Annotated in this window: 18 protein-coding genes; 12 read left to right on the forward strand and 6 right to left on the reverse strand. The window is 73.0% G+C overall.

The features are described from left to right. The first annotated feature begins 151 nt into the window (after positions 1-151). From HZS56_RS24710 to HZS56_RS24730, 5 genes are all read left to right on the forward strand, one after another. Positions 152-1,174, forward strand: a complete 1,023-nt coding sequence (locus HZS56_RS24710) for an acetylxylan esterase (RefSeq protein ID WP_216722985.1) — start codon at positions 152-154, stop codon at positions 1,172-1,174. 25 nt (positions 1,175-1,199) lie between these two features. Then, entirely contained in the window at positions 1,200-2,678 is a 1,479-nt protein-coding gene (locus HZS56_RS24715) for an exo-alpha-sialidase (protein ID WP_216722986.1), read from the forward strand. Positions 2,679-2,767: 89 nt separating this feature from the next. Beyond that, positions 2,768-3,721 (forward strand): dihydrodipicolinate synthase family protein, encoded by a 954-nt coding sequence (locus HZS56_RS24720; protein WP_216722987.1) that lies wholly within the window; start codon positions 2,768-2,770, stop codon positions 3,719-3,721. Continuing rightward, complete coding sequence (locus HZS56_RS24725) at positions 3,718-4,665, forward strand: ROK family protein (protein WP_216722988.1); 948 nt, start codon at positions 3,718-3,720, stop codon at positions 4,663-4,665. Before HZS56_RS24720 ends, HZS56_RS24725 begins: the two co-directional genes overlap by 4 nt. Further along, positions 4,662-5,384, forward strand: coding sequence for an N-acetylmannosamine-6-phosphate 2-epimerase (locus HZS56_RS24730; protein ID WP_216722989.1), 723 nt, complete (start codon positions 4,662-4,664; stop codon positions 5,382-5,384). The genes HZS56_RS24725 and HZS56_RS24730 overlap by 4 nt, the downstream gene beginning before the upstream one ends. Before the next feature lie 78 nt (positions 5,385-5,462). Here the strand turns inward: HZS56_RS24730 and HZS56_RS24735 are convergent, their stop codons facing one another. Further along, entirely contained in the window at positions 5,463-6,908 is a 1,446-nt protein-coding gene (locus tag HZS56_RS24735) for a glyceraldehyde-3-phosphate dehydrogenase (RefSeq protein WP_216722990.1), read from the reverse strand. A 241-nt stretch (positions 6,909-7,149) separates the two neighbouring features. Between HZS56_RS24735 and HZS56_RS24740 the strand changes: the two genes are divergently transcribed. Next, entirely contained in the window at positions 7,150-7,554 is a 405-nt protein-coding gene (locus tag HZS56_RS24740) for an SseB family protein (RefSeq protein ID WP_216722991.1), read from the forward strand. A 3-nt stretch (positions 7,555-7,557) separates the two neighbouring features. Here the strand turns inward: HZS56_RS24740 and HZS56_RS24745 are convergent, their stop codons facing one another. Further along, entirely contained in the window at positions 7,558-7,965 is a 408-nt protein-coding gene (locus HZS56_RS24745; RefSeq protein ID WP_216722992.1) for a MarR family winged helix-turn-helix transcriptional regulator, read from the reverse strand. A gap of 177 nt (positions 7,966-8,142) precedes the next feature. Here HZS56_RS24745 and HZS56_RS24750 point away from each other — a divergent pair, with 177 nt between their 5' ends. The 5 genes from HZS56_RS24750 (at position 8,143) to HZS56_RS24770 (ending at position 10,671) form a co-directional block, all read left to right on the forward strand. After that, positions 8,143-8,415, forward strand: a complete 273-nt coding sequence (locus HZS56_RS24750) for an ArsR/SmtB family transcription factor (protein ID WP_216722993.1) — start codon at positions 8,143-8,145, stop codon at positions 8,413-8,415. Positions 8,416-8,618: 203 nt separating this feature from the next. Continuing rightward, on the forward strand, positions 8,619-9,083 hold the full coding sequence (crcB, locus tag HZS56_RS24755; protein ID WP_216722994.1) for a fluoride efflux transporter CrcB: 465 nt from the start codon (positions 8,619-8,621) through the stop codon (positions 9,081-9,083). Then, positions 9,080-9,424 (forward strand): DUF190 domain-containing protein, encoded by a 345-nt coding sequence (locus HZS56_RS24760; RefSeq protein ID WP_216722995.1) that lies wholly within the window; start codon positions 9,080-9,082, stop codon positions 9,422-9,424. The genes crcB (HZS56_RS24755) and HZS56_RS24760 overlap by 4 nt, the downstream gene beginning before the upstream one ends. After that, complete coding sequence (gene crcB / locus HZS56_RS24765) at positions 9,421-9,795, forward strand: fluoride efflux transporter CrcB (RefSeq protein ID WP_216722996.1); 375 nt, start codon at positions 9,421-9,423, stop codon at positions 9,793-9,795. Before HZS56_RS24760 ends, crcB (HZS56_RS24765) begins: the two co-directional genes overlap by 4 nt. 39 nt (positions 9,796-9,834) lie before the next feature. Then, positions 9,835-10,671: an undecaprenyl-diphosphate phosphatase gene (locus tag HZS56_RS24770; RefSeq protein WP_216722997.1), complete on the forward strand. Its 837-nt coding sequence runs from the start codon at positions 9,835-9,837 to the stop codon at positions 10,669-10,671. A 12-nt stretch (positions 10,672-10,683) separates the two neighbouring features. Here the strand turns inward: HZS56_RS24770 and HZS56_RS24775 are convergent, their stop codons facing one another. From HZS56_RS24775 to HZS56_RS24790, 4 genes are all read right to left on the reverse strand, one after another. Beyond that, complete coding sequence (locus tag HZS56_RS24775) at positions 10,684-11,796, reverse strand: fatty acid desaturase family protein (RefSeq protein WP_216722998.1); 1,113 nt, start codon at positions 11,794-11,796, stop codon at positions 10,684-10,686. 148 nt (positions 11,797-11,944) lie between these two features. Then, positions 11,945-13,123, reverse strand: a complete 1,179-nt coding sequence (locus tag HZS56_RS24780) for a D-alanyl-D-alanine carboxypeptidase family protein (protein WP_216722999.1) — start codon at positions 13,121-13,123, stop codon at positions 11,945-11,947. A 153-nt stretch (positions 13,124-13,276) separates the two neighbouring features. Beyond that, positions 13,277-14,416, reverse strand: a complete 1,140-nt coding sequence (gene rho, locus HZS56_RS24785; RefSeq protein ID WP_216723000.1) for a transcription termination factor Rho — start codon at positions 14,414-14,416, stop codon at positions 13,277-13,279. A gap of 487 nt (positions 14,417-14,903) precedes the next feature. Continuing rightward, positions 14,904-15,314: a nuclear transport factor 2 family protein gene (locus HZS56_RS24790; protein WP_216723001.1), complete on the reverse strand. Its 411-nt coding sequence runs from the start codon at positions 15,312-15,314 to the stop codon at positions 14,904-14,906. An 80-nt stretch (positions 15,315-15,394) separates the two neighbouring features. On the opposite strand from HZS56_RS24790, the gene HZS56_RS24795 reads away from it, so the two are divergent. Beyond that, positions 15,395-15,991 (forward strand): PadR family transcriptional regulator, encoded by a 597-nt coding sequence (locus tag HZS56_RS24795; protein WP_216723002.1) that lies wholly within the window; start codon positions 15,395-15,397, stop codon positions 15,989-15,991. Position 15,992 lies beyond the last annotated feature (1 nt).

Below are 15,992 nucleotides of genomic sequence, written 5' to 3' on the forward strand. Positions count from 1 at the left end.
TGACGGTCGTCGGCCCGGTCTCTAATGTCCTCGGACAGCAGACATCAGACGTCTGCTCTCGCATTCTCGCTGACTGTCGGGTCCGGCTCGGCCGAGCCCGTCCCGTTCCTCGCGCTGCGCCGCGCGCACGCCTCACCCACCGGGGCCCTCCATGCCACTGACGGACCTCACCCTCGCCCAGTGCCTCGCACTGCGGCCCGACCTCCACGAGCCCGCCGACCTCGACGCCTTCTGGGACCGCACCCTGCACGAGGCCCGCGAGCGCGGCGGCACGCCCGGCTTCACCCGCGTGGACACCGGACTGACCGAGGTGACGACGTACGACGTCGCGGTGCCGGGCTTCGCCGGGGAGCCCGTCAGGGGCTGGCTGCACCTGCCCGCCCGGGCGCACGGACCGCTCGGCTGCGTCGTGGAGTTCCTCGGCTACGGCCGCGGCCGGGGCCTGGCGCACGAGCAGGTGCTCTGGGCCAACGCGGGCCACGCCCACTTCGTCATGGACACGCGCGGCCAGGGATGGTCCACCGCGGGCGGCGACACCCCCGACACCGCCGCCCTGAACGGCACCGTCCCCGGCTTCCTCACCCGTGGCGTCGAGCACCCGGACGACCACTACTACCGCCGGGTGTTCACCGACGCCGTGCGCTTCGTCGAGGCCGCCCGCGCCCATCCGGCCGTCGACGCGGACCAGGTCGTCGTCACCGGTGTCAGCCAGGGCGGCGGCATCGCCCTCGCGGTCGCCGGACTCGTGCCGGGCCTGGCCGGGGTGATGCCCGACGTCCCCTTCCTCTGCGACATCAGGCGCGGCGCGACGATCGCCGCCCGGCCGCCCTACACCGAGGTCGCCGAGTACCTGCGCCTGCACCGCGACCGCGCCGGCACCGTCTTCACCACCCTGTCCTACGTCGACGCCGCCCTGCTGGCCGCGCGCGCCACGGCCCCGGCGCTCTTCTCCATCGCGATGATGGACGACATCTGCCCGCCCTCGACGGTCTTCGCCGCCTACCACCGCTACGGCGGCCGCAAGGACCTGCGCGTCTACGAGTTCAACGGTCACGAGGGCGGCGGCGGCCACCACCGCCGCGAACAACTCGCCTGGGTCCGTGAGCTGTTCACCACCCCGGACTCCGAAACACGCACCGCCGAACCAGCCCTGCACGCTCCGCGACCCGTCTGATCCCCACCCGAGAAGAGGCCTGCTCATGCAGCGAAGAGTCACTCTTTCCCTCGGCACCGCCGCCCTGCTGGTCCTCGCCGGCACCGTCCCCGCCGCCTACGGCGCCCCCTCCGCGGCGAACGCAGCAGCGGGCACCCTCGCCTCGCAGGACCTCGCCACCGCGGGCACCGGCTCTCCCTACTACCGCATTCCCGCCCTCACCCGGACCACCGAGGGCACGCTCATCGCCGCGTACGACGCCCGTCCCGACGCGGGTGACCTGCCCGGCAACATCGGCGTCGTCCTCAGGCGCAGCACCGACGGCGGCGCCACCTGGCAGGCGCAGCAGGTCGTGCGCAAGGACGCCGCACCCCAGGGCTACGGCGACCCCAGCCTCCTGGTCGACCGCACAACCGGCCGCGTCTTCGTCTTCTACGCGGCCTCCGTGAACCAGGGCTTCGCCGGCTCCGCCACCGGCAACGACGAGAGCGACCCGGACGTCCTCCAGGCCGAATACAGCTACTCCGACGACGACGGGCTCACCTGGAAGCACGAGCGGATCACCGCAGACATCAAGAACCCGGCCTGGGCCGGCATGTTCGCCGCGTCCGGCGAGGGCATCCAACTGCGCCACGGCACCCACAAGGGCCGGCTGATCCAGCAGTACGCCATCCGCAAGGACGGCGCCAACCACGCGGTCAGCGCCTACAGCGACGACCACGGCACCACCTGGAGGACGGGCACCCCCGTCGGCCCCGGCGGCGACGAGAACAAGACCGTGGAACTCTCCGACGGCCGGATCATGCTCAACAACCGCTCCGCGCCGTACCGCACGGTCGCGTACTCCACCGACGGCGGCGTCACCTACACCCCCTTCCAGCAGGACACCGAGCTGCCGGACCCGGCCAACAACGGCTCCGTCACCCGCTTCGCCCCGGACGTGGCCGCCACCCACCCGCGCGCCTCCTGGCTGATGTTCAGCAACACCGCGACGACCGGCGGCCGCAGCAACCTGACCGTCCGCCTCTCCTGCGACAACGGGGAGAACTGGCCGATTCGCAAGACCGTCGAGTCCGGCCCGGCCGCCTACTCCACGCTCACCCCGCTCAGCGACGGCACGGGCGCCAACCCGCGCACGGGACTGCTGTGGGAGCGGGGCAACGTCGACCACATCACCTACTCGTCCTTCGACCTGCAGTGGCTCGGCGGGGTCTGCGCGCCGGTCACCGTCACCTCACCCGCGTCCCTGCCCGCGGGGCGGACCACCACCGTCACCGTCCGCGTCGTCAGCCAGAACGACGTGGCGCTCCCCGCCGGCAAGGTCTCGCTCGACCTGCCGGACGGCTGGAGCGCACCGGAGGTCACCGTGCCCGCGCTCGCTCCAGGCCAGGGCGCGAACACGGAGATCCCCGTCACGGTCCCCGCGAACGCCACCGCGGGCAACGTGCCGGCCACCGCCGCCTACGAGGTGCGCGGGAGCCGGCACTCCTACGGCGACAAGACGTTCACCGTCACCCAGCCGTAGCCGGCCACGGGCCGCCCGGCGTCGGCACCCCGGCGCCCGGCGGCCCGTCCCCACCCGTCCCCACCCGCAGCACAACCCAGGAGAACACCATGTCCCAGCCCCTGCGCGGCGTCGTGCCGCCCGTCTGCACCCCACTGGACGCGGCGGGCGAGGTCGACACCGCCTCGCTCGCCCGTCTCGTCGAACACCTCGTCGGCGGGGGAGTGCACGGGCTGTTCGCCCTGGGCTCCAGCAGCGAGGTCGCCTTCCTCACCGACCGGCAGCGTGCCGTCGCCCTGGACACCGTCGTCGAGGCGGTCGCGGGCCGCGTGCCCGTCCTCGCCGGTGTCATCGACATGACCACCCCCAGGGTCCTCGTCCACGCGGAGGCCGCCCGCAGGGCGGGCGCCGACGCCCTGGTGGCCACGGCCGGCTTCTACGCGCGCACCCACCCGCGCGAGACGGCCGCGCACTTCCGTACGATCCGCTCCACCGTCGACCTCCCCCTGTACGCCTACGACCTCCCCGTCTCCGTGCACAGCAAGCTCTCCGCCGCCCTGGTGCGCGAACTCGCCGAGGACGGCACGCTGGCCGGTCTCAAGGACAGCAGCGGCGACGAGGGCGGTCTGCGCCGGCTCCTCGTCGAACTCGGCGGACGCCACGGCCGCGCCGACGGCCCCGCCCCCTCCTTCAGCATCCTCACCGGCTCCGAACTGACCGTGGACGCCGCCCTGCTGGCCGGTGCCGACGGCGTCGTACCCGGACTCGGCAACGTCGACCCCGCAGGGTACGTCCGTCTCTACGACGCGGTACGCGGCGGCGACCTGGACGGCGCCGTCAGGGAACAGGAGCGGCTCGTCGAACTGTTCGGCCTCGTCGACGCGGGCCCCGAGAGCGAGATGGGCCGCAACTCCTCCGCCATCGGCGCGTTCAAGCACGCCCTGCGGCTGCTCGGGGTCCTCGCCCACGGCACCACCGCCGCCCCGCAGATCCAGCTGGGGGAGGCCTCCGTCGCCCACGTCGAGCGGCACCTGCGCGGCGCCGGACTGCTGCCGGTCCGATGACCGCACGGCACCCGGGACCGCCGGTGATCGGCCTCGACCTGGGCGGCACGAAGATCGCCGCCGCCCTCGTCGGGGCCGACGGCACCGTGCTGGCCCGGCACACCCGGCCCACCCCGGCGACGCGAGGCGCCGGGGCGGTGCTGGACGCGCTGGCCGAGGCCGCCCGCGTAGTGCAGGCGCGCGGCACCGCGGCGGTCGGCGTCGCCGCGGCCGGTGTGATCGACCCCGTCTCCGGCACGGTCACCAGCGCCACCGACACCCTCCACGGCTGGGCAGGCACCCGACTGGCCGCCGGCCTCGCCTCCCGCACGGGACTCCCCGTGGCCTGCGACAACGACGTCCGCGCCGCCGCCGCGACCGAACTCGCGCGCCTCGGCGACGACGGCACCCTGATCTACGCGGCCGTCGGCACCGGAGTCGGCGGCGCCGTCGCCGCGGGAGGACGCATACTGCACGGCGCCGCGGGGATCGCCGGACACCTCGGGCACCTGCCCAGCCCCGAGGCGGACGGGCTGCCCTGCACCTGCGGGGCCACCGGTCACCTGGAGGCGATCGCGGCGGGGCCCGCCATCACCGCCCACTACGCGCGGCTCAGCGGCCAGGACGCCGGCCGCCTCCAGACCGTCGCCGAACGCGCCGCCCGCGGCGACCGGCACGCCACCGCCGCCATCACGCTCGGCGCCCGCGCGACCGGCCGTGTCCTGGGCGGCCTCGCCAACGTGCTCGGTCCGCACCGCGTCGTCGTCACCGGCGGCGTCCCCCGCATCGGCGCCCTGTACCGGGACGCGCTGTGCGAGGCCTTCGCCGCGGAACTCATGCCCCCGCTGCGGTCGTTGCGCCCCGCCGACCCGCACGGCGGCGCCGACGCCGCGGTCCTCGGAGCGGCCGGGCTGACCCGCACCCTGCCCCTGCACGCGCCCCACACCACCGGAGCACCGTCATGACCCCGCCCCCTGCCCCGTCGCGCCCGACCCCGTCGACCACGGCCCCGTCCGCGTCTCCGGCCGAGGCTCTCAGGGGCCGCCTGATCGTGTCGTGCCAGGCGCCGCCCGGTGATCCGATGCGCGACACCGGCACCCTGGTCCGCATGGCCCTCGCGGCGCGGTCCGGTGGCGCGGCGGCCGTGCGGGTGAACGACCCCGAGGTCGTCGCGGCCACCGTCGCGGCCGTCGACTGCCCGGTGATCGGGCTGTGGAAGGACGGCGACAGCGGCGTCTTCATCACCCCGACCGTGCGCCACGCGCTCGCGCTGGTGGAGGCCGGCGCCGCGGTCGTCGCCGCCGACGCCACCGCGCGTCCGCGCCCCGACGGCAGCACCTTCGCCCAACTCGTCGAGGTCGTCCACGCGGCGGGTGCCCGGGTCATGGCCGACGTGTCGACCCTCGGCGAGGGCCGTGCCGCCGCCGACCAGGGGGCCGACCTCGTCGGTACCACCCTGTCCGGCTACGTGCCGGGATCCCCGGTGCAGACCGGCCCGGACCTGGCGCTCGTGACCGACCTGGCCGGCGCGCTCGACACGCCGGTGATCGCCGAGGGGCGCATCGCGACCCCCGAACAGGCCGCACGGGCCCTGGCGGCCGGTGCGCACAGCGTCGTCGTCGGCACCGCCATCACGGCACCGACGGCGCTGACCCGCCTCTTCGTGGCGGGCCTCACGCCCTGACCCGGTACACGCGAGGGCGCGCGAGGGACCGGGGGCCGCACCCCACCGTCCCTCGCGCGTACGCGCCGTGCCGCGGGCTCAGGCCTCCGGCGCCGGGTACGTGGGGTACTCGACTCCGGAGACGTGCTGGACGACGCGGACGACCTGGCAGGAGTAGCCGAACTCGTTGTCGTACCAGAGGTAGAGGATCGCGTTGTCGCCCTCGACCTTGAGCGCGCCGGCGTCCACGATCGAGGCGTGCCGCGAGCCGATGAAGTCGCTGGAGACGGCGTCCGGGGCGCTGATGAAGTCGATCTGCCGTTTGAGCGGGGAGGTCAGCGACACCTCCCGCAGGTGCTCGAGGACGTCCTCGCGGGTCGTCTCGCGCGCGAGCTGGAGGTTGAGGATCGCGATCGACACGTCCGGCACCGGCACCCGGACCGAGCTGCCCGTGATCCGCGCCTTCAGGTCGGGCAGCGCCTTCGCGACGGCGGAGGCGGCGCCGGTCTCCGTGATGACCATGTTCAGCGGCGCGCTGCGGCCGCGCCGCTCGGACTTGTGGTAATTGTCCAGCAGGTTCTGGTCGTTGGTGAACGAGTGGACCGTCTCCACGTGGCCGCGCAGCACGCCGTACTCGTCGGCCATGGCCTTCAGCGGCGGCACGATGGCGTTGGTGGTGCAGGACGCGCAGGACAGGATCTGCTCGTCCGGCTTGAGGGTGTCGTGGTTGACGCCGTGCACGACGTTCGGGACGTCGCCCTTGCCGGGCGCGGTCAGCACCACCTTGTCGATGCCGGGCCGCAGGTGCTTCGACAGACCCTCGCGGTCGCGCCACTTGCCGGTGTTGTCGATCAGGATGGCGTCCTTGACGCCGTACGCCGTGTAGTCGACCTGCGCCGGGTCGTCGGCGTAGATCACCTTGACGGCGTTGCCGTTGGCGAGGATCGTGCTGTTCTCCTCGTCGACGGTGATCGTGCCCTGGAACTGGCCGTGCACGGAGTCCCGGCGCAGCAGCGAGGCGCGCTTCACCAGATCCCGGTCACCGCCGCCCCGGACCACGATCGCGCGCAGCCGCAGCCCGTTGCCCGAGCCCGCCTTCTCGATGAGCAGACGCGCCACGAGCCGGCCGATGCGGCCGAAGCCGTAGAGGACGACGTCACGGGGTTCGCGGCGGTCGATCTTGTTGCCGCCCGTGGCACCTGCGACGGCCTCGGCGGTGAACTCCTCGACCGTCAGCCCCCGGTCGTCGGCCCGGTGGGTCGCGGCCAGCATGCCGACGTCGATCTGGGAGGGCCCGAGGTCGAGGGCGGTCAGGGCCCGCAGGAAGGGCATCGTCTCGGTGACCGACAGCTCCGCACCGGCGATCTGGCGGGCGAAGCGGTGGGTCTTGAGGATGCTGACCACCGACTTGTTCACCAGGGAGCGGCTGTGCAGCAGGACGGTGACGTCCCGCTCCCGGTGCAGCTTCCCGATCATCGGGATCATCGATTCCGCGATCTCCTCGCGGTGCTTCCAGTCGGTGAACGAGTCGTCGTTGACAGTCACGTATCTATCTTTCGAGCTAGGCGGCGCTCATATGCTAACCCCACCGCCCGATGGTGCGATCAAGTGGGCCCCTGCCCGATCAGATGAGTACCTGAGGACCGGGTGAAGGCGGACCCGGGGGCGGGCAGGGAGCCGTTCCTCGAACATGATTGCGCCCTGGTCGTTCGGGTACGCGAGGCTGGACCGCGCCCGTGCCGATCGTCCGCGCGGGCTCCACCACCGCCGTACCAGGGAATCTGCCATGGACACACCCGCGAACGACCACCACCCCGCCACGCCCGCGCGGCGCGCGCTGGACACGCTGGCCGAGAACACGGAGGACACGGCGGCGCTCGACACGCTCGCGAGCAGCGACGTCCTCATCCCCGTGCCCGACGACGCGAACGACCAGGAGTCCGCCGACCCGGGGATGCTGGCCCTTCCCGTACTGGAGCAGCAGGGCGGCCGGCAGGTGGTGCCCGTGTTCACCTCGGAGCTGGAGATGGCCGACCTGCTGCCGTACGTCTCCCGCTACCGGATGGTGCCGCTGGGCGCGCTCGCCGCGCAGTGGCCCGCCGACGACCTGTCGCTGTCCATCGACGCCGGATCGGAGCACCGCCTCACGCTGACGTCGGACGGCGTACGCTCCCTGCTCGCCCGCCCCTGAACCCTAGGGCTGCGAGCCCTCGTCGCCGCCGAGCATGCGGGCCAGCACGGCCCGCTGCAGCGGCAGTACCCGGGAGTGCAGATCGCGCCCCCTGCGGGTCAGGGCGACGTACACACCGCGCCGGTCCTCCGCGCACATCGAGCGCTCCACCAGCCCGTCCTTCTCCAGCCGGGCGATGAGCCGGGACAGCGCGCTCTGGCTCAGGTGGACCCGGCCGACCAGGTTCTGCACCCGGCACTGGGCGCCGTCCTCGGGACCCTCGGTCATGAGGAGGTCCAGCACCTCGAAGTCGCTCGCCCCCAGGCCGTACGGATGCAGCACACGGTCGATCTCGCACGTCGTGCGCGCGTGCACCGCGAGGATGCCCCGCCACCGTTCGTCGAGCCGAGCACCGGCCGTCCTGGCTGCCATGTCTGAACGGTACACCGGGACCACCCTTCCTTGAACGTGCAACCAGTGCCCGCCCAACGCCGGGTGACCGGTCAACGGACGGGAGTCCCGGACAGCCGGGCCCCGACTGCGGGAGAGTGGTCGGGACACGGTACGGCGGGCCCGGACGGAGGGAGCGCGAGATGCCGAGGACCCCCCGTGCACGGCACACGTCTCGACATCCTGGAATGGCTCGGGGACCCGGTCGCGCACCTCCCGCCCCAGCGCCGCGTGGATCCCGTCGCGCACGGCGTCCACGCCGGACTCGTCGCCGCCCGGCTCGGCGTGCCCCGCCGGGTGGCCGAGGCCCACCTCGGCCTGCTCACCGCTCTCGGCCTCGTGCGCACCCGGAGGATCCGCGGGCGCACGTACTACCGGCGCGACGAGGTGCGGATCGCGGAGGTGGCCCGGATGTTCGAAAAGGGCTGGTAGCCCGGGCGCCGGGCCGGGTCCGGAGGTGACCAGCGGGCGCCCCGGCGCTAGGCTTGCGGTCGGCCGTGCCCCCTGCGGGCGCACGGCACGGCGGTGGGGCCCGCCGTACCCGAACCGCGGCAAGGACGCCGCCAACGGTCCCTACTTGCGCAGCGGAGGCAGCGGAGGCATCCCCCTGCCCGGCGAGTAGGAGACGTACGTCCATGACAGTTCCGCGCACCGAGAACCCCGGCGGCGTCCGGCCGCCCGCCCCGGCACGGTCCCCGTGGCGTTCCCAGGCACCGGTCGTCGCCGTCGTCGCGCTCGGCGGCGGTGCGGGCGCCGCCGCCCGCTACGCGGCCTCCCTGGGGTGGCCCACACAGACCGGCGGCTTCCCGTGGACGACCCTGTGCGTCAACATCCTCGGCTGTGCCGTGATCGGTGTGTTCATGGTCGTCATCACCGAGGCGCGCCCCGTCCACCGCCTGGTCCGCCCCTTCTTCGGCACCGGCGTGCTCGGCGGCTTCACCACCTTCTCGACCTACGCGGTCGACACCCGTTACCTGTTCGCCGACGGCCGGGCCGTTACCGGCCTGGCGTACCTCGCCGCGACCCCGTTCGCGGCACTCACGGCGGTGTGGCTCGCCGCATGGGCGGCCCGCCGCGTCCTGCAGCGGAGGCAGCGATGACCAGAACGACCGGCAAGGCCCTCAGGCTGACGGTGCTCGTGGGCGAGAACGACACCTGGCACCACCGGCCCCTGTACTCGGAGATCGTCCACCGGGCCCACGCCGCCGGCCTGGCGGGCGCCAGCGTCTTCCGCGGAGTGGAGGGCTTCGGCGCCTCGTCCCTGATCCACACCACCCGGCTGCTGTCCCTGAGCGAGGACCTTCCGGTGGCCGTCGTCGTCGTGGACACCGAGGAGCGCGTACGGGCCTTCCTGCCGCTCCTCGACGAAGTGGTCACCGGCGGCCTGGTCGTCCTCGACGACTGCGAGGTCGTCCGGTACGAGGACAAGAGGTCGTCGTGAACTGGCTGCTGGTCGTCGCGGGCGGCATGGTCGGCGCCCCGCTGCGGTATCTCACCGACCGCGCGGTGCAGTCCCGGCACGACTCGGTCTTCCCCTGGGGCACCTTCACGGTGAACGTGGCAGGCAGCCTGGTCCTCGGCCTGCTGACCGGTGCCGCCCTGGCCGGAGCGGCCGGTTCGGAGCTGCGGCTGCTTCTGGGGACCGGTCTGTGCGGCGCCCTGACCACGTACTCGACCTTCTCCTACGAGACCCTCCGGCTGGCCGGGACCGGTGCCCGGCTCCAGGCCGCCGCGAACGTGGCGGGCAGCGTGGCGGCCGGCCTCGCGGCGGCGTTCGCGGGGGTGACTCTGGCCGACGCGCTCTGGGCATGACGCGGAGTGCTCACCCGCGTGTAGTAGGAACTGGATGCCATGAGCGCCATCAGCATCGGTCAGGCCGTCGTCCTCGGAGCCGTCGAGGGGGTGACCGAATTCCTCCCCGTCTCCTCCACCGGACACCTCAAGATCGTCGAGGGGCTGATGGGCATCCCTGTCGACGACGACGCCGTCATCGGCTTCTCGGCGGTCATCCAGGTCGGCGCGATCGCCGCCGTGCTCGTCTACTTCTCCAGGGACATCGCGCGGATCGTCTCCGCCTGGGTGCGCGGACTGCGCGACCGGGAGGAGCGCTACCACCACGACTACAAATTCGCCTGGTGGGTCGTCTTCGCCACCGTTCCGATCGTGCTCGTCGGCCTGGCCGCCAAGCCCCTCATCAAGGGCCCGCTCGCCTCGCTGTGGGTGGTCGCCGGCTCGCTGATCGTCGGCAGCGGTGTGATGTGGTGGGCGGACCGCACCGGCCGGCACAAGCGGGGCGAGGACGACACGTCCTTCAAGGACGCGATGCTCGTCGGCGGTTCGCAGATCCTCGCCCTGCTCTTCCCGGGCTTCTCCCGCTCCGGCGCCACCATGTCCACCGCCCTGCTGCTCGACCTCGACCGGGTCGCCGCCACCCGGCTCTCCTTCTTCCTCGGCATCCCGGCGCTCACCGGCGCCGGCCTGTACGAACTGAAGGACGCCCTGGGCACGGGGGCGGGTGCCGCACCGCTCGCGGTCGGCACCCTCGTCTCCTTCGTGGTGGCCTACGCCTCCATCGCCTGGCTGCTGAAGTTCGTCGCCAAGCACTCCTTCAACGCCTTCGTGATCTACCGGATCGCGGTCGGCGTCCTGCTCTTCGGGCTGCTCGGCGCGGGCGCGCTGCACAGCTGACCGCCCGGCCGCTCAGCCGGCGTCGCGCAGCGGCTCCCCGACGCTCCTCATGTGGCGCAGTGCCTCGCGGTGCGAGGCGAGCAGCCCCGTCTGGTGGTAGGGGACGCCGAGTTCGGCGCAGTACGCCTCCGTGACGGCCTGCGCCCTGCCGAGGGCGGGCGTCGGCATGCTCGGGAAGAGGTGGTGCTCGATCTGGTAGTTGAGGCCGCCCATGAAGGCGTCGACGAGGACACCGCCGCGTACGTTGCGGGAGGTGAGGACCTGCCGGCGCAGGAAGTCCAGCTGGGTGCCCTCCTCGATCATCGGCATGCCCTTGTGGTTGGGGGCGAAGACCGAGCCCAGGTAGATCCCGAACAGACCCTGGTGCACGGCGACGAACGCGAGCGCCCGGCCGGGGGAGAGCACGGTGAACAGGCCGCCGAAGTACAGCACGAAGTGCGCGACGAGCAGCGTTCCCTCCACGACCGGCCGCTTCATCGAGGGACTGCGCAGCGCCTTGAAGCTGTTGAAGCTGAGGTTGAGTCCCTCCAGCGTCAACAGCGGGAAGAACAGGGCTGCCTGGTGCTTGCCGACGAAACGCGGCAGGCCCTTCGCCCTGCTCGCCTGACCGCGCGACCACACCAGGATGTCGGGGGAGACGTCCGGGTCCTTCTCCTCGTGGTTGGGGTTGGCGTGATGGCGGGTGTGCTTGTTCATCCACCAGCCGTAGCTCATGCCCAGCAGCAGGTTCGCCACCAGCAGGCCGCCCCTCTCGCTGGGGCGCCGGCGCGAGAAGACCTGCCGGTGGGCGAGGTCGTGGGCCGCCAGTCCCAGCTGGCCGAAGACCACGGCCAGGGCCACCGCGACGAACAACTGGCTCCAGCTGTCGCCGAGCACGAGGAAGGCGGCGACACCGCCCGCGAGGGCGAGGGCCACGGCGCCGAAACGCACCGTGTAGTAGAGCGGGCGCCGCCGGAGCAGCCCCGCGTCGGCTATGCGCCGCGAGAGTTCGGAGAAGTCGCTTCCCTTCCCGCGCCCCTCGTCCGGTGCGTGCGGTTCACGTACGTGTGGTTCCTGTGTGCGGGTCGCGTGTGTTTCCGCCGCGCGGGTGGGCGAGCTCTCGGGGAGCACCATGGAATCGGCCATGCGCCTCAGTATGTGAACGGGCGCGCCGCCGCAGAATGGCGTCCGCCCCCGAGCCGGAGGTGTGGCCAGCACCACCCCCGGCCTGGGGTTCTCCCTCGCCCGTGGTGCGCCCTCGAACGGGGCCCGGCGGACGGGGGGCCCGGCCGGATCAGTTCCCGTCGTCCCGTACGAGCCGCAGGCGCAGGCCCAGTGCGGTGACGCCCGCGCCGAGTGCGGCGACGCCCAGGATCGCCCCGGTGTCCGGCCAGCCGGGCCCGTCCTCGGAGGGCCGCGCCACCGCCGCGGCGGCGGGTGCCGCCTGCGGTCCCTGCCGGGCGGGGGATCCGCCGTCGGCGAGCGAGCCCACGGGCTCGACCCGGCCGGCCGCCCCGAAGCCCCAGTCGAGCAGCGAACGTGCCTCCTCGTAGACGGCGTGGCCGCCGCCCTCCTGCGGGTTCATCACGGTCACCACCAGGGTGCGGCCGTCGCGGCGGGCGGCCGCGATCAGCGTGTTGCCGGCGTTGCTGGTGTAGCCGTTCTTGACACCGATCAGTCCCGGGTACGGTTCCACGCCGTCGGCCCCGGTGAGCAGCCGGTTCGTGTTCATGATCCCGTACGTGGTCCCGTTCCCGCCGGGGAAGGCCGCGTCCACCCTGGAGCAGTACCGCGCGAAGTCGGGACGGCGCAGCCCCGCCATGCCGAACACCGCGAGGTCGTACGCCGACGACACCTGGCCCGGCGCGTCGTACCCGTCGGGCGAGCGCACGTGGGTGTCGCGGGCGCCGAGGGCACGGGCCTCGGCCTGCATCCGCGCGGCGGTGGCGCTCCAGCCGCCGGCCAGGGAGGCGAGGACGTGCACGGCGTCGTTGCCGGAGTTGAGGAAGACGCCGTTCCACAGGTCGGAGACGCGGTACGTCCCGCCCTCGACGACCCCGACGAGGCTGCTGCCCGGGCCGATGCCGGCCAGGTCCTCCGCGCTCACCTCGTGCCGGAGCCCGCCCGGCAGTGCGGGCAGCACGGCGAGGGCGAACAGCGTCTTCAGGGTGCTGGCCGGAGGGAGCGCGCGGTGCGCGTCGTGGGCCGCCAGCACATCACCGGTGCCGGCGTCGGCGACCACCCAGGACAGCGCGGAGACGTCGGGCACCCCGGGCACCCCGTGACGGAGCCGGACCTGCGTTCCGGAACGGTGCAGCGGCGACGTCTGCTCCGCCGTCGGCGGCCCGCCGGGCGGAGCGGGGTCCGGCCGCCCCGCGCGGGCGGCCGCGGCGGCGGGCATGAGTGTCAGCAGTCCTGCTACGCAGAGTACGCAGGCTGATCGAACCGCCCGGGATGAGAATCCGATAGTCATACCGCAAACGTAGGAACGGACCCCCGAGCCACCGCGCTCCCCGGGCCGCGTCGTGTCGGCAAGCACCCGGATGCCGTAGCGCACCACGGCCGCCGGCCGGTCCGGGCCTGTCGCTCCCCGTCCCTCTCAGGCGCGACCCCGTTCGGCCGGGCGTCAGTCGGCGGGGAGGGTCGGCTGCACCTGCCGCAGGAACGTGGCGTTGTCCGGCGTCTGCCGCATCCGCTCCAGCAGTGTCTCCAGTCCGGACTGGCCGTCCCGGGTCTGCAGCGCCCGCCGCAGTCCGCGCGCGGCGGCCGTCTCGGCGGCGGACAGCAGCAGTTCCTCGCGGCGCGTGCCCGAGCCCGGCAGGTCCACGGCGGGGAAGACCCGGCGGGAGGCGAGGTCCCGGCTCAGCCGCAGCTCCATGTTGCCGGTGCTCTTGAGCTCCTCGAAGTAGAAGTCGTCGGCGCGCGAACCGGTCTCCACCAGGGCGGTGGCGAGGATGGTGAGCGAGCCGCCCTCCTCCGCCTTGCGGGCGGCGCCGAAGAACCGCTTGGGGCCCAGGAGCGCCCCGGCGTCGACGCCGCCGCTGAGCGTGCGGCCGCCGGAGGACGCGGCGTTGTTGTGCGCCCTGCACAGCCGGGTGAGGGAGTCGAGCAGGACGACGACGTCCTCACCGGCCTCGACGAGGCGCTTGGCCCGCTCGACGACGAGTTCGGCGAGCGCGATGTGCTGTTTGGCGCTCCGGTCGAAGGTCGAGGCGTACACCTCGCCCGCCACGGAGCGGCGCATCTCGGTGACCTCTTCGGGACGTTCGTCGAGCAGCACCACCATCAGCCGGGCCTCGGGGTGGTTGCCCGCCACGGCGGCGGCGACCTGCTGGAGGAGGACGGTCTTGCCGGTCTTCGGCGGGGCCACGATCAGGCCGCGCTGGCCCTTGCCGACCGGGGCGAGGAGATCGACGACCCGCCCGGTCGCGCCGGCCGCCGGATGTTCGAGCCGCAGCCGCTCGTGCGGGTGGAGCGGGGTCAGGTCGCGGAAGTGGCGCCGGCGGTCGTGGCGGTCCGGCGTGCGGCCGTTCACCCGGACGACGCCGGTCAGGCCGCGCCGGTCGCCGCGCACCGCCTCGACCAGGTCGCCCTTGCGCAGTGCGTGGCGGCGGACCAGCGCGGAGGGAAGGACGGGGTCGGAAGGTTCGGGGGTGAGGCTGCTGCCGCGCAGGTGTCCCTTCCCGCTCGCGTCGACGTCGAGGACACCGCTCGCGATCTCGGCCGGGGACTGCTGCACAGGGGGGTGTTCGAGTGTGGTGGTCATGGTGGTCGGTCCTTTCGAGGACACGGGCACGGAACATGCGGAAGAAGAGGAAAGGGAGAGGCCGGGCGAGGGGCGCACGCGGCGACCCACTCGTGCACGGCGGGAACAGCACCTCGCCGGGAGCGGGAAGAGACCCGCTCGCGAGTTGTGCCGAGAAGCGGATACCGGTCGCACCGGGACCGGTGGGTCCGCGAACCGAAGGGAAACTGGCACCGGCGCCCGAAAGGGGCGTACACAAGTGCTTCCCGTACCGTACCACGGGGGGTGGGACGGGCGCGGCGGGACGGGGACCGGCTGTCCCTGTCCGGCACAACGCTGCCGGTGCGCCGTCTGTTCCGGTGTGCCGCCCTTCTGCCGCCCTTCAGCAGCCCCTGAACCGTCTTTCAGCAGTCCTCCAGCGGTCCTTCAGCGGTCCTCCAGCAGTCCCTGAGCCGTCCTTCCGCCCTTCCTCCGCCCTGCTTCCGTCTTCTCGGGGGACCGGCCCGGTTCAGCCGGCCGAGGACGACCGGTCCTCGCGCGCCTCCTCGCCGATCCGGTCGAACTGCGCGGCCATGGCCGCCTGGAGGGCCTGCGCGCCGGACAACGGGCGCACCATCACCGTCAGTTCGTCGATGCGGCCCTCCTCGTCCAGATGGACGAAGTCGCAGCCGCCGAGCTCGCGGTCGCCCACCCGCGCCGCGAAGACCAGTGCGTGGTCGCGGCCTTCGGCATCGCCGATGACGCGCTCGTAGCGGAAGTCCTCGAAGACCCGCTCGACCGCGCGCAGGATCGCCGCGGTGACCGCCCTGCCCCGGTAGGGCTTGAACACGACCGGGCTGGTGAAGACCACGTCCTCGGCCAGCAGCGCCTCGACGGTGTCCATGTCCTTGGCCTCGACCGCCTCGCGGAATGCCTGCATCGCTACTCCTCCGTACCCTCTATATTAAACTATTTGAATAAGTGTGGAGTAGAGTAGTCGCTGCTTGTTAGCGTGTCGACATGTCTCTCAAGTACGCCGTCCTGGCCGCCCTGCTGGAGGGCGAGGCCTCCGGCTACGAGCTGTCCAAGGTGTTCGACGTGTCGCTCGCCAACTTCTGGCCCGCCACGCCGCAGCAGCTCTACCGCGAGCTGGAGCGCCTCGCCGGCGACGGCCTCATCGAGGCCCGGACGGTGCCGCAGGAACGCAGGCCCACCAAGCGGATGTTCTCGCTCACCGCGACCGGGCGGGAACAGCTGGCCGCCTTCGCCGCCGAGCCGACCCGGCGCCCCACCGCCATTCGCGACGAGTTCCTGATCAAGATGCAGGCCATGGACGGCGTCGACCCGCGGGCCGTCCGGGCGCTGGTCGAGGAACGCCGGGTATGGTCCCTGGGCAAACTCGCCCGCTACGAGCGGGTCCGCGAACGCCTCCTGGACGGCCGCACCGAGGAGGAGCACCTGCGCGACGCCGACCGCGTCGGGCCCTACCTGACCCTGCTCGCCGGGATCACCTTCGAGCGGGAGAACGCCCGTTGGTGCGAGCGCGTCCTGACCGTGCTGGGCGAACGGCACGCTGCCGCCGGACCCACGGGGCCGCCCGGCCAGGCCCTAGGCTGAC

It is taken from the genome of Streptomyces mayonensis (assembly GCF_018982965.1).
GTDB classification, from domain to species: Bacteria; Actinomycetota; Actinomycetes; order Streptomycetales; family Streptomycetaceae; genus Streptomyces; species Streptomyces mayonensis.

Excerpts from the sequence above, each read along its gene's own strand:
- HZS56_RS24710 (WP_216722985.1), top strand. The coding sequence starts at position 152 with ATGCCACTGACGGACCTCACCCTCGCCCAGTGCCTCGCACTGCGGCCC.
- HZS56_RS24715 (WP_216722986.1), top strand. The coding sequence starts at position 1,200 with ATGCAGCGAAGAGTCACTCTTTCCCTCGGCACCGCCGCCCTGCTGGTC.
- HZS56_RS24720 (WP_216722987.1), top strand. The coding sequence starts at position 2,768 with ATGTCCCAGCCCCTGCGCGGCGTCGTGCCGCCCGTCTGCACCCCACTG.
- HZS56_RS24725 (WP_216722988.1), top strand. The coding sequence starts at position 3,718 with ATGACCGCACGGCACCCGGGACCGCCGGTGATCGGCCTCGACCTGGGC.
- HZS56_RS24730 (WP_216722989.1), top strand. The coding sequence starts at position 4,662 with ATGACCCCGCCCCCTGCCCCGTCGCGCCCGACCCCGTCGACCACGGCC.
- HZS56_RS24740 (WP_216722991.1), top strand. The coding sequence starts at position 7,150 with ATGGACACACCCGCGAACGACCACCACCCCGCCACGCCCGCGCGGCGC.
- HZS56_RS24745 (WP_216722992.1), bottom strand. The coding sequence starts at position 7,965 with ATGGCAGCCAGGACGGCCGGTGCTCGGCTCGACGAACGGTGGCGGGGC.
- crcB (WP_216722994.1), top strand. The coding sequence starts at position 8,619 with ATGACAGTTCCGCGCACCGAGAACCCCGGCGGCGTCCGGCCGCCCGCC.
- HZS56_RS24760 (WP_216722995.1), top strand. The coding sequence starts at position 9,080 with ATGACCAGAACGACCGGCAAGGCCCTCAGGCTGACGGTGCTCGTGGGC.
- HZS56_RS24770 (WP_216722997.1), top strand. The coding sequence starts at position 9,835 with ATGAGCGCCATCAGCATCGGTCAGGCCGTCGTCCTCGGAGCCGTCGAG.
- HZS56_RS24775 (WP_216722998.1), bottom strand. The coding sequence starts at position 11,796 with ATGGCCGATTCCATGGTGCTCCCCGAGAGCTCGCCCACCCGCGCGGCG.
- HZS56_RS24780 (WP_216722999.1), bottom strand. The coding sequence starts at position 13,123 with ATGACTATCGGATTCTCATCCCGGGCGGTTCGATCAGCCTGCGTACTC.
- rho (WP_216723000.1), bottom strand. The coding sequence starts at position 14,416 with ATGACCACCACACTCGAACACCCCCCTGTGCAGCAGTCCCCGGCCGAG.
- HZS56_RS24790 (WP_216723001.1), bottom strand. The coding sequence starts at position 15,314 with ATGCAGGCATTCCGCGAGGCGGTCGAGGCCAAGGACATGGACACCGTC.
- HZS56_RS24795 (WP_216723002.1), top strand. The coding sequence starts at position 15,395 with ATGTCTCTCAAGTACGCCGTCCTGGCCGCCCTGCTGGAGGGCGAGGCC.